This is a genomic window from Lysinibacillus sphaericus (genome assembly GCF_015844675.1).
Classification (GTDB): Bacteria; Bacillota; Bacilli; order Bacillales_A; family Planococcaceae; genus Lysinibacillus; species Lysinibacillus sphaericus_E.
Genome location: NZ_LDGC01000091.1, coordinates 25426 through 46227, shown reverse-complemented (window position 1 = coordinate 46227; position 20802 = coordinate 25426). Strand labels below are relative to the sequence as shown.

Here is a 20802-nt window from a genome sequence, read left to right as displayed (position 1 = left end):
ATGATTTATAAAAACAGAATAGGTTCTAGTACAATCGTAGCCCCCTTTTTATCATAGGTATCCTAACAGCTGAATCCATAAAAAATACGAGCTGATCTTATAGCGGGATGAGCATTGGTTCTGCTGTGATTATGAAATACTCATTTATCTTGTTAAACGTCTAGAGTGTAAACAAAAAAGCACTGCGTAGCAAAGACGCAGTGCTTACTTTTTCTTTAATTCCATTACAAGAATCTCTGGTGGATTAAAAATTCGAAACGGTACTGTACTATTACCTAATCCTCGACTAACGGCCATAGTTGTTGTTCCTTCTTTAAAAACACCTGCCGTATACTTCGGAAGTATTCCCTGTCCTCGTGCGAATAGACCACCAATACCAGGAATTCGAACTTGCCCACCATGTGCATGTCCTGCAAATACTAAATCAATTCCAAATTCCACATACGTATTAAACACTTCTGGTCGATGCGCTAGTAAGATCGTTAATATATTTGGTGGAACATTCTTTGTTGCTATCTCTAGCATTTCTTTCGTTGTTCTACCCGATAACGGATCTTCGATGCCAACAATCGCCAAGCGCTCCCCGTCGCGCTCAATGACGGCCGATTCATTGGACAATACATGTACACCTAACGATGATAGCTCGTCATAAATTACATTCACTTTATTCGTCGCTACTTCATGGTTTCCTAGTACATAATAAACATCCGCTACTTTAACTAATCCTCTAACAGCTTGCAAGCTTCGCTCCAAATTATAACGATTACTATCAACTAAATCACCTGTAATAAAAATCAGGTCAGGATTTGTTGCCTTCACCTTTGCTATGAGTTTCTCTTGATGTTCACCAAAGAGAGCATCCTGTAAATCTGTTATTTGCGTAATGCGTAGTCCATCAAAGCCGGCGGGCGCTTTTTCTGACTCGAATTCATACTTGCTTACAACCAGCCAATGATTGTTTACGTACAAAAAAATGACTATAAAAACAACAAAAAAAGCTACATATAATAATTTTTTCAATCGCAATCGCTCACTTTGTGGCTACTTTTTCATCAGATCCATTTCGCCTTGGCGTAATTGTAGCTTCGTTTTGCTTTCGCTACAGATAAACAATGCGTCCGGATTTCGAATTGTGTAAGCACAATTCATTCCTTTGAAAATCCGTGACATCCACCGGAGGCTTTGGGCCAACGTGATATTGGTCACTCAGTCATCGCCACAGGAAATGGCGTTCTTAGACTGAATGAAGATAAAAATCTGACCCTCCTATTATAAGCATAAAACAAAGTAATTGTAAGCACATACACATAAAATCATTAGATTGAACAAAAAGAGTAACTTAAAATAAAAATCTGACTAGCTACTTTTTCTACAGAGAGACCTCCATGTATGGATACATCAATAAATGAACTTAAGTAAACAAAAACGCATTTAGATACTCCTCAAAGGAAGTCTAAATGCGTTTTCTCGTTTATAATACTTTTTCTAAAAAATCTTTCGCACGCTGTGTAGATGGTGATGCGAAAAACTGTTCTGGTGATGCGTCCTCAATTAACTTTCCGCCATCAAGGAATAATATACGGTCAGCCACTTCTCGTGCAAAGCCCATCTCATGCGTAACGATTAACATCGTCATACCTGTATCAGCAAGATTTTTCATAACGGCTAATACCTCTTTTACCATTTCAGGGTCAAGAGCAGAAGTAGGCTCGTCAAATAACATTACTTTTGGATCCATTGCTAGTGCTCGGGCAATAGCAACACGTTGCTTCTGTCCTCCTGATAGACGGCTTGGATATTCATTGCGCTTTTCAAATAAGCCTACTTTCGTTAATAAATCTTCAGCCTTTTTGATAGCCGCTGTCTTATCCATTCCTTTCACATTAATCGGTGCGTATGTTAAATTTTCAAGTACCGTTTTATGAGGGAAAAGATGAAAATGTTGAAATACCATGCCGACTTCTTCACGGATTTTCATAATGTTTGTCCCTTTGTCCGTTAGAACGTCACCCGCAATTGTAATCTTTCCACTCGTTGGTTCTTCTAATAAATTTAAGCAGCGCAGGAATGTTGATTTACCAGACCCTGATGGACCAATAATAGCAATTACTTCTTTTTCTTTAACTTCTGTTGAAATACCCTTTAGTACTTCGTTTTGTCCATATGATTTGTGTAAATCTTCAATTTTAATCACTTCTTCTCATTCCTTTCTCAATTCGTCTACCAAGGAACGTTAATACAAGCGTCATAATGTAGTAGATTACACCTGCAAATAGTAATGGCTCAAGATAGCGATATGTTGAACCACCTACAATGTAAGCACGGCGCATAATATCAAGTGCACTAATAACCGTCACGACAGCCGTTTCTTTATTTAATGTAATAAACTCATTCACTAAAGATGGTAAAATGTTTTTCACGGCTTGTGGGATAATAATATCTTTCATCATTTTTGCATATGGAATACCTAGCGCTTGTGCCGCTTCCATCTGTCCTTTATCAACCGCATTAATACCTGCGCGAATGATTTCTGAAATATAAGCACCTGAGTTTAAACCGAATGCAATAATAGCCGTTGGAACTGGATCAATTTGAATATCTAATAATTGTGGCACTGCATAATAGATAATCATTAATTGTAGTACGAGCGGTGTACCACGGAAAATTGATGTATAAAAATCTGCAAACCAACGTAAAACACTCACTTTACCAATTTTGCATAACGCTAGTAATATACCAACTATAAAACCGATGATTGATGCACCGATTGCAATTTGAAGTGTAACACCTATCCCTTTTAATATATAAGGAATAGAGGGAATGATAGCTGTAAAATCTAAATTCACAGTGCCCCCTCCTTTCTTGTTCTTTTTTCAGGAAATGAAAGATATAAGCGATAGCTCGAGATAGAACTATCGCAGTAAACTTACTTATTTAACTTTTAACCATTTTTCTTCTAGCTCTTGAATTTTACCTTCAGCAGCTAATTCTTTTAATGCTTTGTTAATTTTATCCTTAAGATCGCTACCTTTTGGAACAGCGATTGCTTTAAAGTCTTCAGGTTGCTCTTTAACAGGGAACGCTTCTAGTTTATCGTTCGTATCAAGATAGCCTTTTGCTACGCCACTTTCTACAATCCCAGCATCTAAACGCTTAGACATCATGTCTTGAACAATTTCAGGAATTCGAGTACGACCTTCAACAGTGGCATCTACTTCTTTAGCAATTTTATTTCCTAAAGTTTCTTGGATAGAAGCGTTTTGAACACCAATCTTTTTACCAGCTAAATCAGCCTCTTTTTTAATACCGCTATCCTTTTTCACGATAAACACTTGCTCTGTTTGATTATATTTTTCAGAGAAATCTACAACTTTTTCACGTTCTTCATTAGGTGACATACCAGAGATAACAATATCAATTTTTCCGGCTTGTAGAGCTGGTACTAGACTATTGAAGTCGATATCTTGAACTTCTATTTCTGCACCAATCTTTTCACCAACTAATTTAATTAAATCAATATCAAAACCAATAATATCATCACCTTTTGCAGCATCAACATACTCAAATGGTGCATAATCAGATGAAGTACCTACTTTTAATACTTGCTTTTGTTCTGTGCCTTCGTTAGCATTTGAATCTTTATCGCTTGCCTTATCATCTTTTGCGCCACATGCTGCTAGGACAGCAATTACTAGCACGAGCATAAGCATGAAAAATTTGTTTTTCATATTCAACAATCTCCTTTTATTTATGTTTTATTGTCTATAAAACTCTTGTTCTTGAAAATAAGCGAATGGATATTTATTCACTACAGAGAATAAATATCTATCTGCTAATAAGATATACTCTTTCGAAGTAATAATCAAGCTAATCTGAAAATTTCCCGATAAAATATTATATACATAATTTTCCGAAAAATCAATCCATTTAGATTTTCCCCATAACAAAATTAGTTCCTCATCATAACGTAGGAATGATTTCCGTTCCAGCTGGACGCTTCACTTGTACTCCCAACAACTATACATGGCGTATGTTTTAACAAAAAAAGACCCCAAAAATGGAGTCTCAGATTATTAACTAACGCTACTTCTGCGGAATAAGCTAGAGCCAAGCCCGAGAGAAGCGTCCACTCGGAGTGGAATCAACCTTTATTGATTGATTCACATTGATGCCTTTAGAGGTTTGCCACTTATTTCATTTTTCATCTGCAAATAACTTTTCCTTTAGCTCATCCTCTCCGGACCCTTCTGCTAAAGGTACGCGAGATCGATACGCAGCACGACATATTAAATGTCCAGCTACAGGAGCTGTTACAAAAACGAAGCCAATTCCTAATATTAAACGTACACTAACATATCCATCATGAACCCAAAAGTAAATAAATGTGCCTAATAGACATGTTAGGACCGACAATGTCGAACTTTTCGTTGCAGCATGTGAACGCGTGTATACGTCCGGCAAACGAATCATCCCAAATGCACTAATAACACTTACAATGGAGCCAATCAATATAAGTATAACTGCCGCCCATTCAATCATTTGATTTACGTTCAACAATCACACCTCTTTCAATATATTTCGTAAATGCAATCGTGCCGATAAAAGCTAGAATCCCTAATATTAATATCGCCTCTAAATACGCCTTTGTTTTCAAAATAATAGAGACGATAGCGATCGCTGAAAGTAGATTAACACCTATTGTATCAAGTGCAATAGCACGGTCAGGCAACGAAGGGCCTCGAATCACACGAAATAGCGACAACGCAATCGATACACTGAATAATGCAAGAGCCAAAAGTAAAATTTTATCAATCATTAACGTGTCACCTCCATGATCGCTTGTTCAAATTTTCCTATTGAACGAATGACAGCTTCTTTCGATTGTTCAATATCCATTGCATGAATATAAAACATATCTCCCTCTTCAGAAACTTCCATAACGACTGAACCTGGAGTCAGCGTGAGCAACAATGCAAGAGCTGTTATTTCCCAATCTCCTTTTAGCGCTGTTTTATACGTAAATATTCCAGGAGTTATAGTGAGCTTCGGCGTCGTAATTTGTCTTAATACACTGTAACTCGATAATAGTAGCTCCCAATTAAAGAGCCATAATAATTTAATGATTGAAAACACACGTCGTAAATAAAATTGTGTGCCGTAAAAGCGGTGCATCGCATATAAAATCCCTATTCCGACGATAAACCCCATTACAAATGTCGAAAACTGTGGTACCACTTCATCCTGTAACAAGAGCCAAAGTGTTGCGATAAATAAATTCAGGATAAATTGCATCGCCATTATTCATTCACCTCACCTTGCCATGTTGTGCCATCTAGTACTGCATCAATATAGATTGATGGCGTATAGAGCGTCTCTGCCGCATCTGTTACATACGGAGCCATCCACTCAGCTCCAATTCCTAAAGCAATCGTACAAGCTGCCAACAATGTTAATGGTAAAACCATACGCTTTGGTAACGGCTTTTCATCCTCTAGACTAATAATCGTTTCTCCAAAGAATGAGGAAAGAAATATTCGTAATAATGAATACAAAACAATTAAACTAGATAAAAATCCTAGCCCTAATAGAACAAAATTACCGCCCTCAATAGCTCCTTGTCCTATTAAAACCTTCCCTAAAAAGCCACTCAATGGTGGTATCCCCGCAAGGGAACACATGACAATAAAGAATAACCAGCCAAAAAGAGGGTAATTTCGAATAAGCCCACTCATTTTATCAATAACCGTTTCGCCAGTAACATACATCATCATGCCAACTGCTAAAAACAGCATGGCCTTAGCTACCATATCGTGCATCAAATAGTATGTTACGCCCTGTAAGGCAGACTCGGTACCGATCGCTAGACCAGCTACTATAAAGCCGACACCAATAAGGACATTATACGAGGCAATTGTTCTTACATCTCGTCCTGCTAGTGCTCCCATACATCCAGCAATAATCGTCAGTCCCGCCATAATTCCTAGTATCATATGAGTCACTTCAGTATTATTCGGGAAAAGTAATGTAAAAGTACGGACGAGCGCATAAATTCCAACCTTTGTTAATAATGCTGCAAAAAGGGCCGCTATAGCTGTTGGAGGTGCACTGTATGAGCCTGGAAGCCAGAAAAATAATAATAGGCCAGCCTTCAAGCTAAAGACAATTAAGAAAATAAGAGCCACAGTCGTGATCAGTGGATCAGCTCCTAACTCCATCACGCGGACTGAAATATGTGCCATATTCAACGTTCCAACGGTTCCATATAAAAAAGCTAATGCCACTAGGAAAATCCAAGATGCGACAATATTAATAAGGACATATTTTAATGCCTCTCGCAGCTGAACTTTCTCGCCGCCTAAACTAATAAGTGCATAAGAAGCAAGTAACATCACCTCAAAGCATACAAACAAGTTAAAAATATCCCCTGTTAGAAATGAGCCATTCACACCCGCCACCATAAGTAGGACAAACGGATAAAAGTACATCTTTTCAAAGCTCTTACCGATTGTAAAAATGGCGTATAACAGACAAATGGCTGCGACAATATTCGCCACTAATACGAGAAGCATTGCGAACGAATCAGCAACAAATAAAATGCCGAATGGCGGTGCCCAGCCACTAAAATCAATACGCATTACACCCTGTTTTTGAATCTCTAGCAATAAAATGACACTAATAAAGGCAACAAAGCTTAATGTCACCAAACTAATGATGCGCTGCAAAAATACATTGTCACGTAAAAACACAAGTAAAATGGCCGTAATAACCGGCACAATTAATGGTAAAACAATCATATTACTCATCCGGCGTACCTCTCAATTCATCAAAATTCGCCGAACCGTTCGTTTTATAAGCTCGGTAACCGAGAACAAGCACAAACGCCGTCACCGCAAAGCTAATCACGATTGCAGTTAAAATCAAAGCTTGCGGCAGAGCATCTGTGTAAGGACCTTCTGATTCCTCTAAAAGTGGTACATTCCCCTTCTTTAGTCCACCCATCGTTAAAATCAGTAAATGCGCTGCATGCGATAATACCGCCGTTCCTAAAATCACACGTAATAACTGTTTCGAGAGGATTAAGTACGTCGCAACAGCTACTAATACACCAACTAACACTAGTATTAAAGACTCCATTGGCTACTCATCCTCACTTATACTTAAAATAATTGTGACTACAACACCAACTACTGTTAAAGCCACGCCAGCCTCGAAAATGGTTACTGTCGAAAAGCCCATCTTCCCGAATATCGGTACATTTATATAGCTATGTGTCTGCGTTAAAAACGGAGCATCAAAAAATAGTGAGCCAATTGCTGTGCCCGTCGCAAGTAATACGCCAAGCGCAGCAACTTTTTTAAAATCAAAAGGCATCCCTTTATGCACTGTTTCAATGTCATACGCTAAATATAGTAGAACAATGCCGGAGGCTAGCACTAGACCACCTATAAAACCTCCACCTGGAGCATGATGGCCTGCAAAGAATAAATAAATACCAAGGGTTAAAATTATGAATACGACTGTCTTTGTGACAGTTCGTAAAATGACGTCATTGATTTTCATGGTCCGTTTCCTCCTTTCGTGGCTTTAGCTTCGTTAATGTATACACTCCTAAGCCAGCAATCAGAAGGACGACAACTTCTAGCATCGTATCAAACGCACGGAAATCGCCTAATATGGTGTTGACGATATTTGAACCCCCAGCCAGTTTGTAGGAATCATTGAAGTAAGTAGAAACTGGCTCAAAGCGATCGAAATGAACAACCGCTAAGCCTACTAATGTAACTGTGGCGCCAACGAAAATGGATATAATGACCTTAGACCATTGCATTTTTTTGCGGGAGGCTTCAGGCATTAAATCAGGTAAATATTTAAAGCATAGAAGGAATAAAGCGGTTGTCACAGATTCAACGACTAGTTGCGTTAATGCTAAATCCGGCGCACGGAAAATCACAAAGAAAAATGCGATTGAATAGCCAAGTACGCCATTTAATAACATTGCTGTTACGCGTCCCTTAGCAAAAATTATCCATACGGCAGCAAACATCATGACAAACACTAAAATGAGCTCATAGGACTCAATTGCGGAATCCTTCGCAAAATTAAAGGCAATAGCATCCGACCATATAAAATAGCCTGCGATAAGGGCAACAAAGAATACATATATATAGACAAAATAATGTGTTAAATTACCTGTCATATAACGATTCGTAAGCTTTGAAGAACTATTTTCACCAAACTCAATCAAACGATTGTAATACATATTAAACGTATATCTTTGCGGGAATATCCGATACAAAGGCTTCCAGCTTTTTAACGTTTTAAATAAAATAATCCCTATAATAACGACACCAACAGTCATTAACAATTCAGCATTAATGCCATGCCAAGCATGAATATGTGGTGTTAATTCACTAGTCGACGGGAATGCTGGATAAATACTTGCCATAGCAGGCTCTAAAATATAATGCCCTAGCACATTTGGGAAGAAGAAAATCCCAACTACAAAGACGCACAAAATGATTGGCGAAAGTAGCATACCTAACGGAGCCTCATGCGGTTTTTTATCCAACTTATCAAGCTGTAGTTTTCCGAAAAACGTTCGACTAATTAAAATCATACAGTAAACAAATGTAAAGATACTTGCCACCCATGCCACTATTGGAAATAATAGTCCCAAATCAGAAATTGAAAATGCCTCTACATTGCGAATAGTTAATGCTGCAGCGAAAAACATTTCCTTACTTAAGAAACCGTTAAATGGAGGTAAGCCAGCCATAGAAAATCCACCAATAACTGCAATGGTGAAAGTTAAAGGCATTAAGGCCATTAACCCTCCAAGACGGCGAATATCACGTGTACCCACCTCATGATCGACAATACCGACCATCATGAAAAGTGCACCTTTGAACGTGGAGTGATTAATAAGATGAAACAACGCCGCAAAGCTTGCCTGCGTGTAAAGAACAGTATCTGCAGCATAGCCGTAATAATGTGCTACTGATCCTAGTCCAAATAAACTCATAATCAAACCGAGCTGACTAACCGTTGAAAAGGCCAGTAACGCCTTTAAATCTGTTTGCCGCACAGCATTAAATGAGCCCCAGAACAACGTTATAAGGCCAATTACACTGACTAGCCAGAACCAAACTGCCTCTCCTCCAAACACTGGAGAAAAACGTGCAACTAAATAAATTCCGGCCTTTACCATTGTTGCCGAGTGTAAGTAAGCACTGACAGGAGTTGGCGCCTCCATCGCATCAGGAAGCCAAATATGGAAAGGAAACTGTGCAGATTTTGTAAATGCACCGATTAGAATAAGGATTAACGCTGGAATAAACAGTGTATGATCTCGTATAACCTCTACGTCGGCTACGATTTCACGAATACTAAATGTACCCGATGCTACATACAGCATCAAAAAGCCTGCAAGCATTGAAAGGCCACCAAAAACGGTAATAGTCATCGCTTTTCTTGCACCAGCACGAGATGCTTTTCGATGATGCCAAAATGCAATTAACAGGAATGATGACACACTTGTTAGCTCCCAAAATGTGTATAATACCATTAGATTATCTGAAAAGACGACGCCAAGCATTGCACCCATGAATAGTAATAAATAGCAGTAAAAATGGTGAAGAGATTCTTTCGTTGATAAATAAAATATAGAATATAAAATGACTAAACTACCTACACCCGTAATCAGCAAGCCAAAAATCATACTGAGTCCGTCGAGGTAAGTTGTTAAATTTATATTAAAAGAGGGAATCCACTCATATGTATGAATAAACGTTTTACCCTCGGCAACTTGAGGAATATAGCGCGCGAGTAAAAGAAATAGGATGAATGGAACGGATAAAACAAACCAGCCAAGATGTGCAACACGCCTTAGTCGCCTATAGAGTAGTGGAATAAGCGCAGCACAAACAAATGGTAAAAGTATCGCAATGAGAACTGTAACCAAGTGAAAACCTCCTACTATCAATTTCGTTCAGCAACTGTTTACTATAGTGCGAAAAACTGTGATAACCGATAATAAAGTATTCCCAATTCTACTGAAGTTACTACTGTTTATACTTTATTTCGAACACAAAAATTCTATAGCAATTGCTGGAGACTCTAACTTTATTCAGCAAACGTTTACACTGAAAAAAAGTTAAGCCTTTTTGCCTCCCACCAGGAAGATATAAGATCAATAAAGCTAAATAACATATCAGAAATTTTCTTGAAATTTGATTTTTTCACGTAATAAACTTGAATTGGAAAGTAAGCGGTATGTGTTGTAATAATAATCTAGATCATTCAACATTCAACACATACTTTATGCAGAAAGAAGCTTTTGATGGTAGCACTGCATAAAACCTGGGGAACTTTTTTAGCTATTTAGCTTCATCCTGAGAAGCCAAAATAACCAATATCGCCTTAATCCTATAGAGAATGGCATGATTTTTAAACGAGATAATATGTACACACACAATGGCGTACCAAGTCACTTGACTATCTATTTAACTAACTGCATAATAGTGTGGCATATAGAGGCAATTGGTTTAAATGCACGAAATGCATAAATCAAATAACTGTAAAGTATAAAGATAACCCAGTTTTCTCAAGGTTTTCCCGATATATTGTCATTAACTTTTATACGTTTTTTAGTATACAATATAAATGAGCATAATGCACTGTATCAGCATCGATTTTAGCTGTTTTAGGATATTTTTTTCAAAATCGACAGTAGAATTAACAAAATAACAACATGATAAGAGGTGTTAATTTTTATGAAGCATGTAAAAGGGCGTTTAGACGAAAGTATATTAGTTTGTGTTTACTATGGGCTTAACGGCGAGCGATTAATACGACGCGGTCATAAAATGGCTACAATGCTAGATTGTCCACTCTATATCCTTTCAGTCGATTCGCAACCCCTTGATGCCTTTGACGCAGAGAAGTCTAGCTACATTGAGCAATGGAAAAAGTTATCTGATGAGCTTGAAATTGAAGAGTTCATATTACAAGATAATGAAAAGCGTCCAATACAAAAAGTTATTGCAGAAGTGGCAAAAAATTACGGAATTTCTCAAATTATCGTAGGCCAAAGCGCACAAAGCCGCTGGGAAGAGATTACAAAAGGTTCTTTCCTAAATGTTTTATTAAAAGAGGTTCCTTTCGTTGATTTTCACATCGTGGCTGTCCAACGTCCAACTGACGATGATGATGCAAACGATACATATGAGAAAGGTGTACGTGCTTATTTAATTCAAGAACATGGAGACTTAAAAGTAGCATTTACATGTCCTAAATATGTATCCATTGAAGGGATATTCTTCAAAGAGATTGGTACTGACTTTGATAATGGTATTTTTAAATTCACTTACAATGATAAAATGCATGAAGTTCACATATCAGAGGGCTATATACTAGATAAGGGAAAACTTCCTTCTGAATTTTTATCACCATTACGTCAATAATAAAAACGCGTTTCTCTAATTTGAGAACGCGTTTTAGTTTATCTACCTTGGGGGAAAACAGACTGTTTCGATGCTCTTTTCAAAAAATTAACATACAGCTTTATGCAATTAGGAGTAGCGTTTTTATCTCTCACTCTTACCTGATTGTTACACCGCATAAACCGGCTTATCCTTAGGTAAGAAAAAGGCTACTAGTAATAATAATGGTAGCAATGATACAACCATCATCGTAAAATCAATCCCACTATGATCCATCAATACACCAATGACCATCGCACCTATTGCCCCCATTCCGAAAGCAAAGCCAGTTGTTAAACCAGCCATTGTACCAATTTTTGTCGGAACAAGCTCCTGTGCGTAAACCACCGTTACCGAGAAGCTAATCATAATGAGTGTACCGATAATTACTAAAAATATAATGGCTGCCCATAAAGGTACATATGGCAACGCTAAACAAAATGGCATCGGTACAACAACGGACAGTAAAATAACATTTTTTCTACCAATACGATCTGATAATGAACCCCCGAAAAATGTACCAATAACGCCAAATGCCATAAAGGTGAATATTAAAACTTGGCCTAGTTGAAGGCTAACCCCATAATGATCCATTAAATAAAACACATAAAAACTTGTAATATTAGTAGTATAAAATGATCTCGCAAAAATAATAATAAATAGTAACGTCAACGCAATGCCTACTTGTTTCTTCGTTAACGGAGGCAAGTTAGAAACTAATACTCGCTTTTTCTTTGCTATACGTTCTTGCTCCAACTGCTTCTTATACCACTTTGCAATTTTACTTAATAGTAGAATACCTATTGCTGCTACTACTAAGACCATTGCTGCACCACGTTGTCCAAAGATAGCGAAAACATAAGCGCTAATTAATGGCGCTAGTGCTTGCCCAGAGTTACCTCCGACTTGATAAATCGATTGAGCAAGCCCTCTTTTTGAGCCTGCTGCCATAAATGAAACACGTGAACCCTCAGGATGGAAAATAGCTGAGCCAAACCCTAAAAATAATACTGCAATAATTATTATCCAATATTGGGATGTGAACGCTATAATGGCTATGCCAATAAAAGAACTAATCATACCAATTGGTAATGCATAGGGCATCGGCTTTTTATCGCTAACAAAACCTACAACCGGTTGCAGGGCAGAGGCAAACATATTTAATGCGAACGAAATAAGACCTATTTGTGTGAAAGTTAGCCCTAAATCACTCTTCAATATTGGGAACATCGCTGGTATAACAGCTTGCATCGTATCATTGATAAGATGGGCAATACCTATTGCTATCATAATTGGATATACTGGGTTATTAAAATTTCCAACTTGTTTCATGCTGCCACCTCACTTTTTAAATTATCTCAAAATTTGGTTACAAATGATTGTCGCATACTATTGACCTTTTTGCACAAGCTATTTTCAATAGCAGTTTAAGGAGTTGATTTATGTATGGATGATTTTTTTCACGCTCATTTTTGGGAAATGATACTTAGAGCAACACTTTCTTTTTTCGCACTACTAATGGTAGCCCGAATTCTTGGGAAAAAACAGCTTGGTCAGCTTACATTTTTCCACTATACGACAGGTATCACATTTGGTTCGATTGCTTCTGAAATAGCAGCACAGGCAGAAACACCATTTTTAGATGGACTTATTGCATTAATTTGGTGGGGTGTTTTAACTTATTTGATGACTATCCTTACTATTAAATCTAAAAGAGCTCGTGTAATTGTTGATGATAAGCCAACAATCCTTATTCAAAATGGACTTATTCTAGAATCTGCCTTAAGGAAAAATCGTTTGCATATGGATGAGTTAACAATGATGCTACGAGAACAAGCTGTATTCTCTGTTCAAGATGTGCAATATGCACTACTTGAAACTACCGGTAAACTTAGTGTGCTACCAAAGCCTGCTGAACAACCGGCTACGAAGCAAGATGTAAAGGCCGATGTAACACCACCAACTTATATTCCAACAGAAGTTGCTTCAGATGGGCAAATTATTTATGAAAACTTAGTTGAACTTGAGTTGACGGAAGAATGGCTTATGAAGAAGTTAAAAAAACAAAATGTTCAATCCGTTACAGATGTCTTTTTTGCCCAAGTTCAGGCAAACGGCTCCTTATATATAAGCTTGAAGGATAAAGCAAGACGATCAAGCCCTTAACAGCTTGTCTCGTCTTGTTTTATCTATTTTTACAATATCTAACGGCTAAAAATGCCGATTCGTTTTCGAGGCGACGTTACCTAAAAAAACACCAACCCGATAAATATCTAGCAAGTTGATGCTCATGAATATAATTAAGCTATTTAAAAACTAAGTACAGACATGGAGTTCTCGAGGGCCGCTTCGATCAGTCATTTTCGTTTTTAGACTGTGCCCCTCTATTCCAACCGGTGTTTGGACATCCGCTGAAAGAAGTTAAATTTTTGTCATCGGTGCGTTTTTCTTCATCGTCAAAGCTCCAATGCTCATACAAATTATCGTGATCACTAATGTAATAGATAGACTCCACCAATAATCCGACATCTCCATCGTCCCCCTCATTAATTGAACGCCATATACCGGTAATTTCCACGGTGATATTGTCCAAAATGCACCTATTAAAGCATCCACTATTTGCCCAATGAATATGACAGCGAAAGCACATGCTGTTGCTACCACTGTTTTAAAAGTCGCACTCATCATTAATGTCATTGCTATCACAAAGAGTAACCAAGAAAAATACGTGAAAAAACTTGCTACAAGCGGCCCGATCTCAAATGTCCCATAAAGCACGACCGTATAGTACACACTCGCAGCAAAACCAGCTAAAATACTAATAAAGCTAATAGTACTCATGATGATAAATTTACTCATAAAATAAGCGCCGAACGATATAGGACGCACATACAATAAAGTAGCCATCCCACTTGCTCTTTCTTTACTAATAGCTCCTACAAAAGAGGCCATTAATACGAGTAAACCTATCGTTTGAAATTGCCCAATGGAAGCTTGTAATAGGTCAACTGGCATTAATTCCGGCATCAACATTTCAAAGCCTTCTGGTACATTACCAACAGCATTTAAAATATCCATCATGTAATAGTTTGTTAGTGGATCACTCATACCGAGCAATGCAAATACAAGAGGTATCCATAAAAACTTCCAACTTCGCCAAGCTTCTCTGAATTCCTTTTGCAGAAGTACAGTAAATCCTCTCATATTTTTCTCGCCACCTTCATGAAAATCTCTTCAAGTGATGCTGTTTGTCGCTCCACTTTTCGTATTTTATAAGGACTACTACTTAAATATTGAAGGAGCTCTTGCATACTCGGCTTTTCATCAATAATTTCTATATATACATTACGCCCCTTTGCTTCCCAAACAAGTTCAGATTGACTGGCAAAAAGATTTGCCTCGTTTTCATCGCTAAATTCTACAACATAATTTGGTTCATCGAAACGTTGTCGAACTTCACGTAATGTCCCCTGTTCTACTAACTTCCCATCGCGTAAAAATAATAATTGATCGGTCATCTCTTCGGCATCATTTAAAATATGTGTTGAATATAAAATAGTTGTTTCTTGTTGTAAGCCCTTTAACAAATCAAGAACTTCTCTACGACCTACCGGATCCAATGCAGACACAGGTTCATCCAATAACAGTAATTTAGGCTTATGCACAATTGCCTGGGAAATGCCAAGCCGTTGCTTCATGCCACCAGAAAATGTAGCAATTTTTTTATTTACATCATTACCTAGTCCTACAAACTCAAGTGTTTTTTGTGCCTCTACTATTGCTTTTTTTGCAGGCACACCATTTAACTTTGCAGCCATTTCAGTAAACTCTAACGCACTTAACCACGGATGGAATTGTGGATATTGCGGCAAGAAACCAATATTAGCTCTTAAATTACCATCCAGCATTTTCACACTTCCAGAGGATGGTTTTAATAACCCTGTTAGCATCGATAATGTCGTTGTTTTACCAGCGCCATTAGGTCCAATTAAAGCTGTCGATGTGTTTTTTTCTAATGTGAACTCCACTCCGTCCACAACTACTCTCTCTGCAAATTGCTTTGTAAGTCCTGTTACCTGAAGTAATATTGTCATGATTGTTTTCTCCCCACTATAAAGTACGCAATCGAACCAAGATAACTAGTAAAAATGATAAGAAACACCCATAAAATTTTAGGCCCATTTGTTGTATGGATTTTTCGTAAATCCACTAGAGCTATAATCATTAAAATAAATTGAACGACAATTAGTGGTGCTATGACTGCCCATGGAACTTCCGCTAACTCCTCCATCATAGAGATCACCTCACTTTTGTTATATTATTACTATAACAAAAAAACCATTCTAATGTGCATAGCACAATTTTATGTATGTTGAGAATGTTCAAACTATGCACATGACATACGTTTTAACAAATGTCATCCAACTTTTTAACTTTATCGGAATACTTTCAGTAGTTATCCCCCAACATTTATACTTTATCTACTAACTAAAAAAGAAGATGTACCAAAATCCGGTACACCTTCTCATTTATTTATATAACTTCTGCAAAGCATCTGCCATTTTTGGTCGAATTGTTACTTGTGGACGCGCGTTCTTTACAGCTACTTTCGCTTCCTCTAGAGATTCCGCCATGCCAAGCTCCATTAGTACAGCAGTGGCTGCCACTCCTGCGCGACCTCCCCCGCTTCCGCAATGGAAGTACACTTTCTGCCCACTCTCATAGGCAGCAACAATTTCTTTCGCAACGTTTTGAATAGATGGTGCTACTTCTATGTCCTCATCAGCAATTGGCATATGCTTGTACACATATGAAGCCTCTTCCTGTTCCTCATTAGATAAACCGTTTACCCGAACATCAATCACAATATCCACCGTTTCTTGTTCAAAAGCTACATCTGCATCTTTCGCACCGCCAAAGAATAATCGATTCTTCACTAATACATCGTAATTTTTCTCCATTGTATGCACACTCCAAACGACTATTTAAGTAAATGCTTAATATCATCAAAGTATGGAAGAGCTGTTAATGCCCCTGCTTTAGTAGCTGCTAAAGCACCTAGCTTATTGCCAAAACTTGCACAACGAACAAGTTCTTCCTCTGTTGTAGGTAAACCATTGTAATGAACATCGCGTAATACACCAGCCATAAATGCATCTCCAGCACCTGTAGTATCTACTGGCACAACCTTTTCTGTCGGTACATGGATAATTTCACCATTTAATACCGCATAAGTGCCATTTTCCCCTACTGTTACTAAAATAATAGGCACTAAATAGCTGTTTAATTGCTCAATTCCCTCTTCCAAGCTAGTTGTTTCTGTCAGGAAAAATAATTCTTCATCCGTAACCTTTAAAACATCTACTTGCTCAAAAAATGACGTGATCGTTTCACGGCAAACTTGCTCACTGCTCCAACGTAGAGGGCGAATATTCGCATCCATTGCGATAATGGCGCCTTTTTCTTTTGCCATCTCTACAGCAGCACGTGTTGTTTCAAGGGCTGTAGGATGGAACATAGTTCCCGAGCACACTGTTAAAGCAGATGCATGTTTAAAAGCTGCTTCGTTTAATTGCGTTGCTTCTACTTGTAAATCTGGCGTCTCATCGACATAATCTTTAAAAATTCGCTCACATGCTTCTGTTAAGTGTACATAGACACCGCTAACACGCTTCGCAGGGTCAAATACAGCATAATCCAGGTTTACCCCTTCTTGTGCAAGACCATCTCGAACGAATTGAGAGCCTTCGTCGTCTCCAGTAATCGTAATTAAAGCAGATGGAGCGCCGACACGGCTAATTCCCGCAGCCACATTTACCGTCGCACCACCCATATATTTAGTAAAAGATGTATTTGTTACATCATCAGCGATATAGTCAATAAAAGCATCTCCATAAACTAAAATATAATCCTTATCTTCCTTTGTCATTGTTGTCCTCCCGAAACTCTAGTCTTTATAGATTAACACGAAATCAGATATCGTATAAAGTTTTAAACTTTCGGAAAAATAATCAAATATGGCTTGGTATAATTGTAGCTGTCGCTTTGCTTTCAGGCAGATAAACAATGCGGTAAAGATGCCGTCAGAATATCACCATTAATTCAAAAACTTGAGTCAGCCTTTATCTTTGTTATACTTGCGTATAGAAAGGTAGGGATTTTGACAATGAGTATTACAATTCGACAAGCGCAACCACAGGATGCCCATGCCGTTATACCACTAATTATTGATGCGATTGGTGAAATTGCCAACCGTTTAACAGGAGAACAGACAGCTGAAGCTGTAGAACAAGAACTTACTGTACTATTCAAGCGTGAGGATAATCGACATTCCTATTTAAATACTTATGTTGCTGTTGAGAATGAACAAGTACTAGGAATTCTTGTTTATTATAATGGTGTCGAAGCCATTCACATGGATGCAAATCTCGTAAAATGGCTTCTGGAGAAAAATGCGCCATCCATCATCATCGATAAAGAAGCTCATGAAGATGAATATTATATTGATACTGTTTGTGTAGCACCAGAAGCTCGTGGTAAAGGAATTGGCACATTATTATTACAATTCGCCTTAGAGGAAACACAAAAACGAGGTTATACAAAATTATCATTAAATGTTGAAACAGAAAAAGAGGACGCTCGTCGCCTTTATGAACGTATGGGCTTTGTTATTACAGAGCCATGGTCCATCATTGATGAACCATTTCATCATATGGTGAAACAGTTTTAGGAAGTGAAATAAAAAACATGAAAAAGAATTTAATATATCCTCTTTTGATTGTCATTGCTTCTAGTAGCTACGGTGTACTATCGACAATAGTCAAAGTAGCTATGCAGCATGGCTTTACAACAGGAGAGGCAGTATCGAGTCAATATATTATTGGCTTTATGCTTGTTGCAACTATTTTTATAATTACACAAAGACAATTACCGAAGCTTTCTAAAAAGGGACTGCTTATTTTAGTGTGTGCCGGGATATTTACCGGTACTACAGGGATTGTATATGGAGAATCATTAAAGTATCTACCAGCCTCTCTTGCTGTAGTAATGCTCTTCCAATTCACTTGGATAGGCTTATTATTAGATTGCGCACTTCATAAACGTTTACCAAGTCGGACTGAAGTGATTTCTATTATTGTATTATTTGCTGGAACTATTTTAGCGGCTGGTGTATTAAATGTAGATTTAAGCGGTATTGCTATTCAAGGCTGGCTACTAGGTTTTGCCGCTGCCTTTACGTTTGCTTGCTTTATCCAATTTAACTCTCGTCACGTGGAGGGTATAACAACGACATCACGCGTGTTGATTGTTTCTTTTGTCGCCCTGATCATTATTGGTATTTTCCTAAACCCTGAAGTTCTTTGGAACGGAAAATTATTTGCCGGTGGTTTATGGAAATTTGGACTAGCGTTGGGGCTCTTCGGTATTATTTTGCCGATTTATTTATTCTCTATAGCTGTACCAAAAGTGGGAGGAGCTCTTGCCTCTATTTTAAGTGCTATCGAGTTACCCGTGGCTGTAACTGTTTCAGTTATTGTTTTACATGAACCTTTAACTCTTTTACAAATAGCGGGTATTATTTTGGTTATTCTAGGTATGATGCTACCGACAATACTTTCGCAGCGACGACAAAAGGATAAATCTTTAGAGCCTAATAGTAAGTAAATACTTTAGTCTAAATTTTAAAGGGAGATGTATCATTTTTTTGATACACCTCCCTTATTTCTGTATGAACTTTTATAAACCGAGCGCTCGATACATGAACTCCGTAATTTGCGTGTGTGTTAAGTTTTCGTTTAGTCTAAAATTGTCATTTTCATCGCCTAGTATAATGTTATGTACATCTTAATTTAAGGTTGATAACAGAGATAGAGTCATAACAAATAGAAAAACGCTAAAAATAATAATACGCTCTCTTCTTAATATGAAACATAATAAGAATATAATAAACGTCATTTTATAAGTTACCTCTAAATAGAAGTTTGGAAAGATAAAATTTAATGCCATAGTTAGTATAGCGATAATCAGGAAAAATTCTTTTGGGCGTTCTAAAAAACGCTTTATTCCATGTTCTCGTATTTTCCAAGTTCCAAATAAATGTGATGTATCTATCAATGGAAATAAATCATCATTTTGTTCATATCTCACATATATAGGTTGTAAGTAAGGAGCACTTCCGTTAAGGGATTGCTGTCCCCAACAAAAAGGCTCCCCATTAATGAGAATGGGATTTAAAGTTAAGGGTTCTTCATCATTCTTATATTCCGGTAATAACTCTATTTCCGTATCTTTAGAAAAAACAACTCGTTGTCCTTCGGCTTTACCAAAGTATTTTTTCCAATGTAACGTCTTTAAAGAACTATCAAAAAGCCTAAATGGTCGTTTCTTTTGTATGTAGGCCATACTTGTATCGACTGAAATCCAACCTTCACCTTCTATAAAAAACTCGTTCCACACATGGGCATTCATTTCCCCATACGCCCAGCTTCCAACTACTGTCCTTGCCGGTATATTTAACGCTCTACATAATGCAGTAAAGAGAAATGAAAATTCTCCACAATCGCCTTCTTTTACTTCAAGAAACGAGTTAACACCCCTACTACTTGGGGGATAAATATAGCGATAATTATCTACAATATAATGAAAAATAGCACATGCTTTTTCATAATTATTTTCCTGTTGACTGGTAATATCTTTTGCTAACCTTGTAGTTTCTGCATTAATGGGTGAAAGAATAGTATTTCTCAAATAAAAATTTCTTTCTGCTTCCGTTAATGTCTTCTTTTCATTTTTAGTACTATATAATTCTATTTCATAATTAATATGTAAGCTCTGATCTTTGTTTAAAATGTAGTACCCTAGTTTTTCCCCTGTTGGAACCTTTGTAACTTGATGGGGCTTTACATTATTCTCGTTAAATTGAATAGCAGGAGGCATAATCATCCAAAGTTCTAGCTTTTCACACAGTTCATTTTTATAAAAAAAATCAACTATCACAGTTTTACTCATAATTTTTATCCTCTTTCATCCGTATATTAAAGTTAGTGAACTAAGTCAAATATTGTTATTATTTAAATAAAATAACGATATTTACCTTAACCTTATATAAAGCAGAAATCAAATGTAGAATACATAATTAGAATATAAAAACCAGAAAACTTAAGAGAACTTATTACTCTCAAAATAAAACAAATCCATATATTCATCATAATAAAGAACTTCTACATAATCAGACCAATTAGGTATAGTGCCTACAAAATCTACAATATCTAAACCTGGTATTTACTTCAAAATTACTAAAATCAATATTTGTTCACTTTCG

22 protein-coding genes are annotated in these 20802 nt (G+C 37.2%); 4 read left to right on the top strand and 18 right to left on the bottom strand.

The annotated features are described in order from the left end of the window. Positions 1-204 precede the first annotated feature (204 nt). The 11 genes from ABE34_RS22025 to ABE34_RS21975 all read right to left on the bottom strand — a co-directional run bounded on the left by ABE34_RS22025 (position 205) and on the right by ABE34_RS21975 (position 9961). Positions 205-1020: a metallophosphoesterase gene (locus tag ABE34_RS22025; RefSeq protein ID WP_197144580.1), complete on the bottom strand. Its 816-nt coding sequence runs from the start codon at positions 1018-1020 to the stop codon at positions 205-207. A 451-nt stretch (positions 1021-1471) separates the two neighbouring features. Beyond that, complete coding sequence (locus ABE34_RS22020; protein ID WP_197144579.1) at positions 1472-2194, bottom strand: ATP-binding cassette domain-containing protein; 723 nt, start codon at positions 2192-2194, stop codon at positions 1472-1474. Further along, a complete protein-coding gene (locus tag ABE34_RS22015; RefSeq protein ID WP_197144578.1) occupies positions 2187-2846 on the bottom strand; it encodes an ABC transporter permease subunit in 660 nt (219 codons plus the stop codon). Before ABE34_RS22015 ends, ABE34_RS22020 begins: the two co-directional genes overlap by 8 nt. Positions 2847-2930: 84 nt before the next feature. After that, a complete protein-coding gene (locus ABE34_RS22010; RefSeq protein WP_197144577.1) occupies positions 2931-3728 on the bottom strand; it encodes a transporter substrate-binding domain-containing protein in 798 nt (265 codons plus the stop codon). A gap of 466 nt (positions 3729-4194) precedes the next feature. After that, positions 4195-4554 (bottom strand): Na+/H+ antiporter subunit G, encoded by a 360-nt coding sequence (locus ABE34_RS22005; RefSeq protein WP_197144576.1) that lies wholly within the window; start codon positions 4552-4554, stop codon positions 4195-4197. Next, the gene (locus ABE34_RS22000) at positions 4532-4816 is read right to left on the bottom strand and encodes a Na(+)/H(+) antiporter subunit F1 (protein ID WP_079562764.1); all 285 of its coding nucleotides are present in this window, start codon (positions 4814-4816) and stop codon (positions 4532-4534) included. Before ABE34_RS22000 ends, ABE34_RS22005 begins: the two co-directional genes overlap by 23 nt. Further along, the gene (locus ABE34_RS21995) at positions 4816-5298 is read right to left on the bottom strand and encodes a Na+/H+ antiporter subunit E (RefSeq protein ID WP_197144575.1); all 483 of its coding nucleotides are present in this window, start codon (positions 5296-5298) and stop codon (positions 4816-4818) included. Before ABE34_RS21995 ends, ABE34_RS22000 begins: the two co-directional genes overlap by 1 nt. Next, a complete protein-coding gene (locus tag ABE34_RS21990) occupies positions 5298-6803 on the bottom strand; it encodes a Na+/H+ antiporter subunit D (RefSeq protein WP_197144574.1) in 1506 nt (501 codons plus the stop codon). The genes ABE34_RS21995 and ABE34_RS21990 overlap by 1 nt, the downstream gene beginning before the upstream one ends. Continuing rightward, positions 6796-7134 carry a Na(+)/H(+) antiporter subunit C gene (locus ABE34_RS21985; protein WP_079562761.1) on the bottom strand — a complete coding sequence of 113 codons (339 nt, stop codon included), beginning with the start codon at positions 7132-7134 and terminating at the stop codon, positions 6796-6798. Before ABE34_RS21985 ends, ABE34_RS21990 begins: the two co-directional genes overlap by 8 nt. Positions 7135-7137: 3 nt before the next feature. Continuing rightward, a complete protein-coding gene (locus ABE34_RS21980; protein WP_079562760.1) occupies positions 7138-7560 on the bottom strand; it encodes a Na(+)/H(+) antiporter subunit B in 423 nt (140 codons plus the stop codon). Continuing rightward, positions 7547-9961, bottom strand: coding sequence for a Na+/H+ antiporter subunit A (locus ABE34_RS21975; protein WP_197144573.1), 2415 nt, complete (start codon positions 9959-9961; stop codon positions 7547-7549). The genes ABE34_RS21980 and ABE34_RS21975 overlap by 14 nt, the downstream gene beginning before the upstream one ends. Positions 9962-10772: 811 nt before the next feature. Here ABE34_RS21975 and ABE34_RS21970 point away from each other — a divergent pair. Then, positions 10773-11462 carry a histidine kinase gene (locus ABE34_RS21970; protein WP_197144572.1) on the top strand — a complete coding sequence of 230 codons (690 nt, stop codon included), beginning with the start codon at positions 10773-10775 and terminating at the stop codon, positions 11460-11462. Positions 11463-11609: 147 nt separating this feature from the next. Here ABE34_RS21970 and ABE34_RS21965 read toward each other — a convergent pair whose 3' ends face one another. After that, a complete protein-coding gene (locus ABE34_RS21965) occupies positions 11610-12812 on the bottom strand; it encodes an MFS transporter (RefSeq protein ID WP_197144571.1) in 1203 nt (400 codons plus the stop codon). Between the two features lie 114 nt (positions 12813-12926). Between ABE34_RS21965 and ABE34_RS21960 the strand changes: the two genes are divergently transcribed. After that, the gene (locus tag ABE34_RS21960; protein WP_197144570.1) at positions 12927-13646 is read left to right on the top strand and encodes a YetF domain-containing protein; all 720 of its coding nucleotides are present in this window, start codon (positions 12927-12929) and stop codon (positions 13644-13646) included. A gap of 255 nt (positions 13647-13901) precedes the next feature. Here ABE34_RS21960 and ABE34_RS21955 read toward each other — a convergent pair whose 3' ends face one another. The 5 genes from ABE34_RS21955 to ABE34_RS21935 all read right to left on the bottom strand — a co-directional run bounded on the left by ABE34_RS21955 (position 13902) and on the right by ABE34_RS21935 (position 17409). Further along, positions 13902-14684, bottom strand: a complete 783-nt coding sequence (locus tag ABE34_RS21955; RefSeq protein WP_197144569.1) for an ABC transporter permease — start codon at positions 14682-14684, stop codon at positions 13902-13904. Then, positions 14681-15574, bottom strand: a complete 894-nt coding sequence (locus ABE34_RS21950; protein WP_197144568.1) for an ABC transporter ATP-binding protein — start codon at positions 15572-15574, stop codon at positions 14681-14683. Before ABE34_RS21950 ends, ABE34_RS21955 begins: the two co-directional genes overlap by 4 nt. After that, on the bottom strand, positions 15571-15774 hold the full coding sequence (locus ABE34_RS21945) for a PLD nuclease N-terminal domain-containing protein (protein ID WP_197144567.1): 204 nt from the start codon (positions 15772-15774) through the stop codon (positions 15571-15573). The genes ABE34_RS21950 and ABE34_RS21945 overlap by 4 nt, the downstream gene beginning before the upstream one ends. A gap of 235 nt (positions 15775-16009) precedes the next feature. Then, entirely contained in the window at positions 16010-16441 is a 432-nt protein-coding gene (locus tag ABE34_RS21940) for a protein-tyrosine phosphatase family protein (protein ID WP_197144566.1), read from the bottom strand. Between the two features lie 20 nt (positions 16442-16461). Further along, positions 16462-17409 carry a carbohydrate kinase family protein gene (locus ABE34_RS21935; protein ID WP_197144565.1) on the bottom strand — a complete coding sequence of 316 codons (948 nt, stop codon included), beginning with the start codon at positions 17407-17409 and terminating at the stop codon, positions 16462-16464. A gap of 237 nt (positions 17410-17646) precedes the next feature. On the opposite strand from ABE34_RS21935, the gene ABE34_RS21930 reads away from it, so the two are divergent. Beyond that, a complete protein-coding gene (locus ABE34_RS21930; protein ID WP_197144564.1) occupies positions 17647-18210 on the top strand; it encodes a GNAT family N-acetyltransferase in 564 nt (187 codons plus the stop codon). Between the two features lie 17 nt (positions 18211-18227). Continuing rightward, positions 18228-19145, top strand: coding sequence for an EamA family transporter (locus ABE34_RS21925; protein ID WP_197144563.1), 918 nt, complete (start codon positions 18228-18230; stop codon positions 19143-19145). A gap of 180 nt (positions 19146-19325) precedes the next feature. Here ABE34_RS21925 and ABE34_RS21920 read toward each other — a convergent pair whose 3' ends face one another. After that, positions 19326-20489, bottom strand: a complete 1164-nt coding sequence (locus ABE34_RS21920; protein WP_197144562.1) for a transglutaminase-like domain-containing protein — start codon at positions 20487-20489, stop codon at positions 19326-19328. Positions 20490-20802 lie beyond the last annotated feature (313 nt).

Bases quoted from the DNA above. Each gene is read 5' to 3' on its own strand.
- ABE34_RS22010 (WP_197144577.1), bottom strand. From the start codon at position 3,728: ATGAAAAACAAATTTTTCATGCTTATGCTCGTGCTAGTAATTGCTGTC.
- ABE34_RS22000 (WP_079562764.1), bottom strand. From the start codon at position 4,816: ATGATTGATAAAATTTTACTTTTGGCTCTTGCATTATTCAGTGTATCG.
- ABE34_RS21995 (WP_197144575.1), bottom strand. From the start codon at position 5,298: ATGGCGATGCAATTTATCCTGAATTTATTTATCGCAACACTTTGGCTC.
- ABE34_RS21990 (WP_197144574.1), bottom strand. From the start codon at position 6,803: ATGAGTAATATGATTGTTTTACCATTAATTGTGCCGGTTATTACGGCC.
- ABE34_RS21985 (WP_079562761.1), bottom strand. From the start codon at position 7,134: ATGGAGTCTTTAATACTAGTGTTAGTTGGTGTATTAGTAGCTGTTGCG.
- ABE34_RS21980 (WP_079562760.1), bottom strand. From the start codon at position 7,560: ATGAAAATCAATGACGTCATTTTACGAACTGTCACAAAGACAGTCGTA.
- ABE34_RS21970 (WP_197144572.1), top strand. From the start codon at position 10,773: ATGAAGCATGTAAAAGGGCGTTTAGACGAAAGTATATTAGTTTGTGTT.
- ABE34_RS21965 (WP_197144571.1), bottom strand. From the start codon at position 12,812: ATGAAACAAGTTGGAAATTTTAATAACCCAGTATATCCAATTATGATA.
- ABE34_RS21960 (WP_197144570.1), top strand. From the start codon at position 12,927: ATGGATGATTTTTTTCACGCTCATTTTTGGGAAATGATACTTAGAGCA.
- ABE34_RS21955 (WP_197144569.1), bottom strand. From the start codon at position 14,684: ATGAGAGGATTTACTGTACTTCTGCAAAAGGAATTCAGAGAAGCTTGG.
- ABE34_RS21950 (WP_197144568.1), bottom strand. From the start codon at position 15,574: ATGACAATATTACTTCAGGTAACAGGACTTACAAAGCAATTTGCAGAG.
- ABE34_RS21945 (WP_197144567.1), bottom strand. From the start codon at position 15,774: ATGATGGAGGAGTTAGCGGAAGTTCCATGGGCAGTCATAGCACCACTA.
- ABE34_RS21940 (WP_197144566.1), bottom strand. From the start codon at position 16,441: ATGGAGAAAAATTACGATGTATTAGTGAAGAATCGATTATTCTTTGGC.
- ABE34_RS21935 (WP_197144565.1), bottom strand. From the start codon at position 17,409: ATGACAAAGGAAGATAAGGATTATATTTTAGTTTATGGAGATGCTTTT.
- ABE34_RS21930 (WP_197144564.1), top strand. From the start codon at position 17,647: ATGAGTATTACAATTCGACAAGCGCAACCACAGGATGCCCATGCCGTT.
- ABE34_RS21925 (WP_197144563.1), top strand. From the start codon at position 18,228: ATGAAAAAGAATTTAATATATCCTCTTTTGATTGTCATTGCTTCTAGT.
- ABE34_RS21920 (WP_197144562.1), bottom strand. From the start codon at position 20,489: ATGAGTAAAACTGTGATAGTTGATTTTTTTTATAAAAATGAACTGTGT.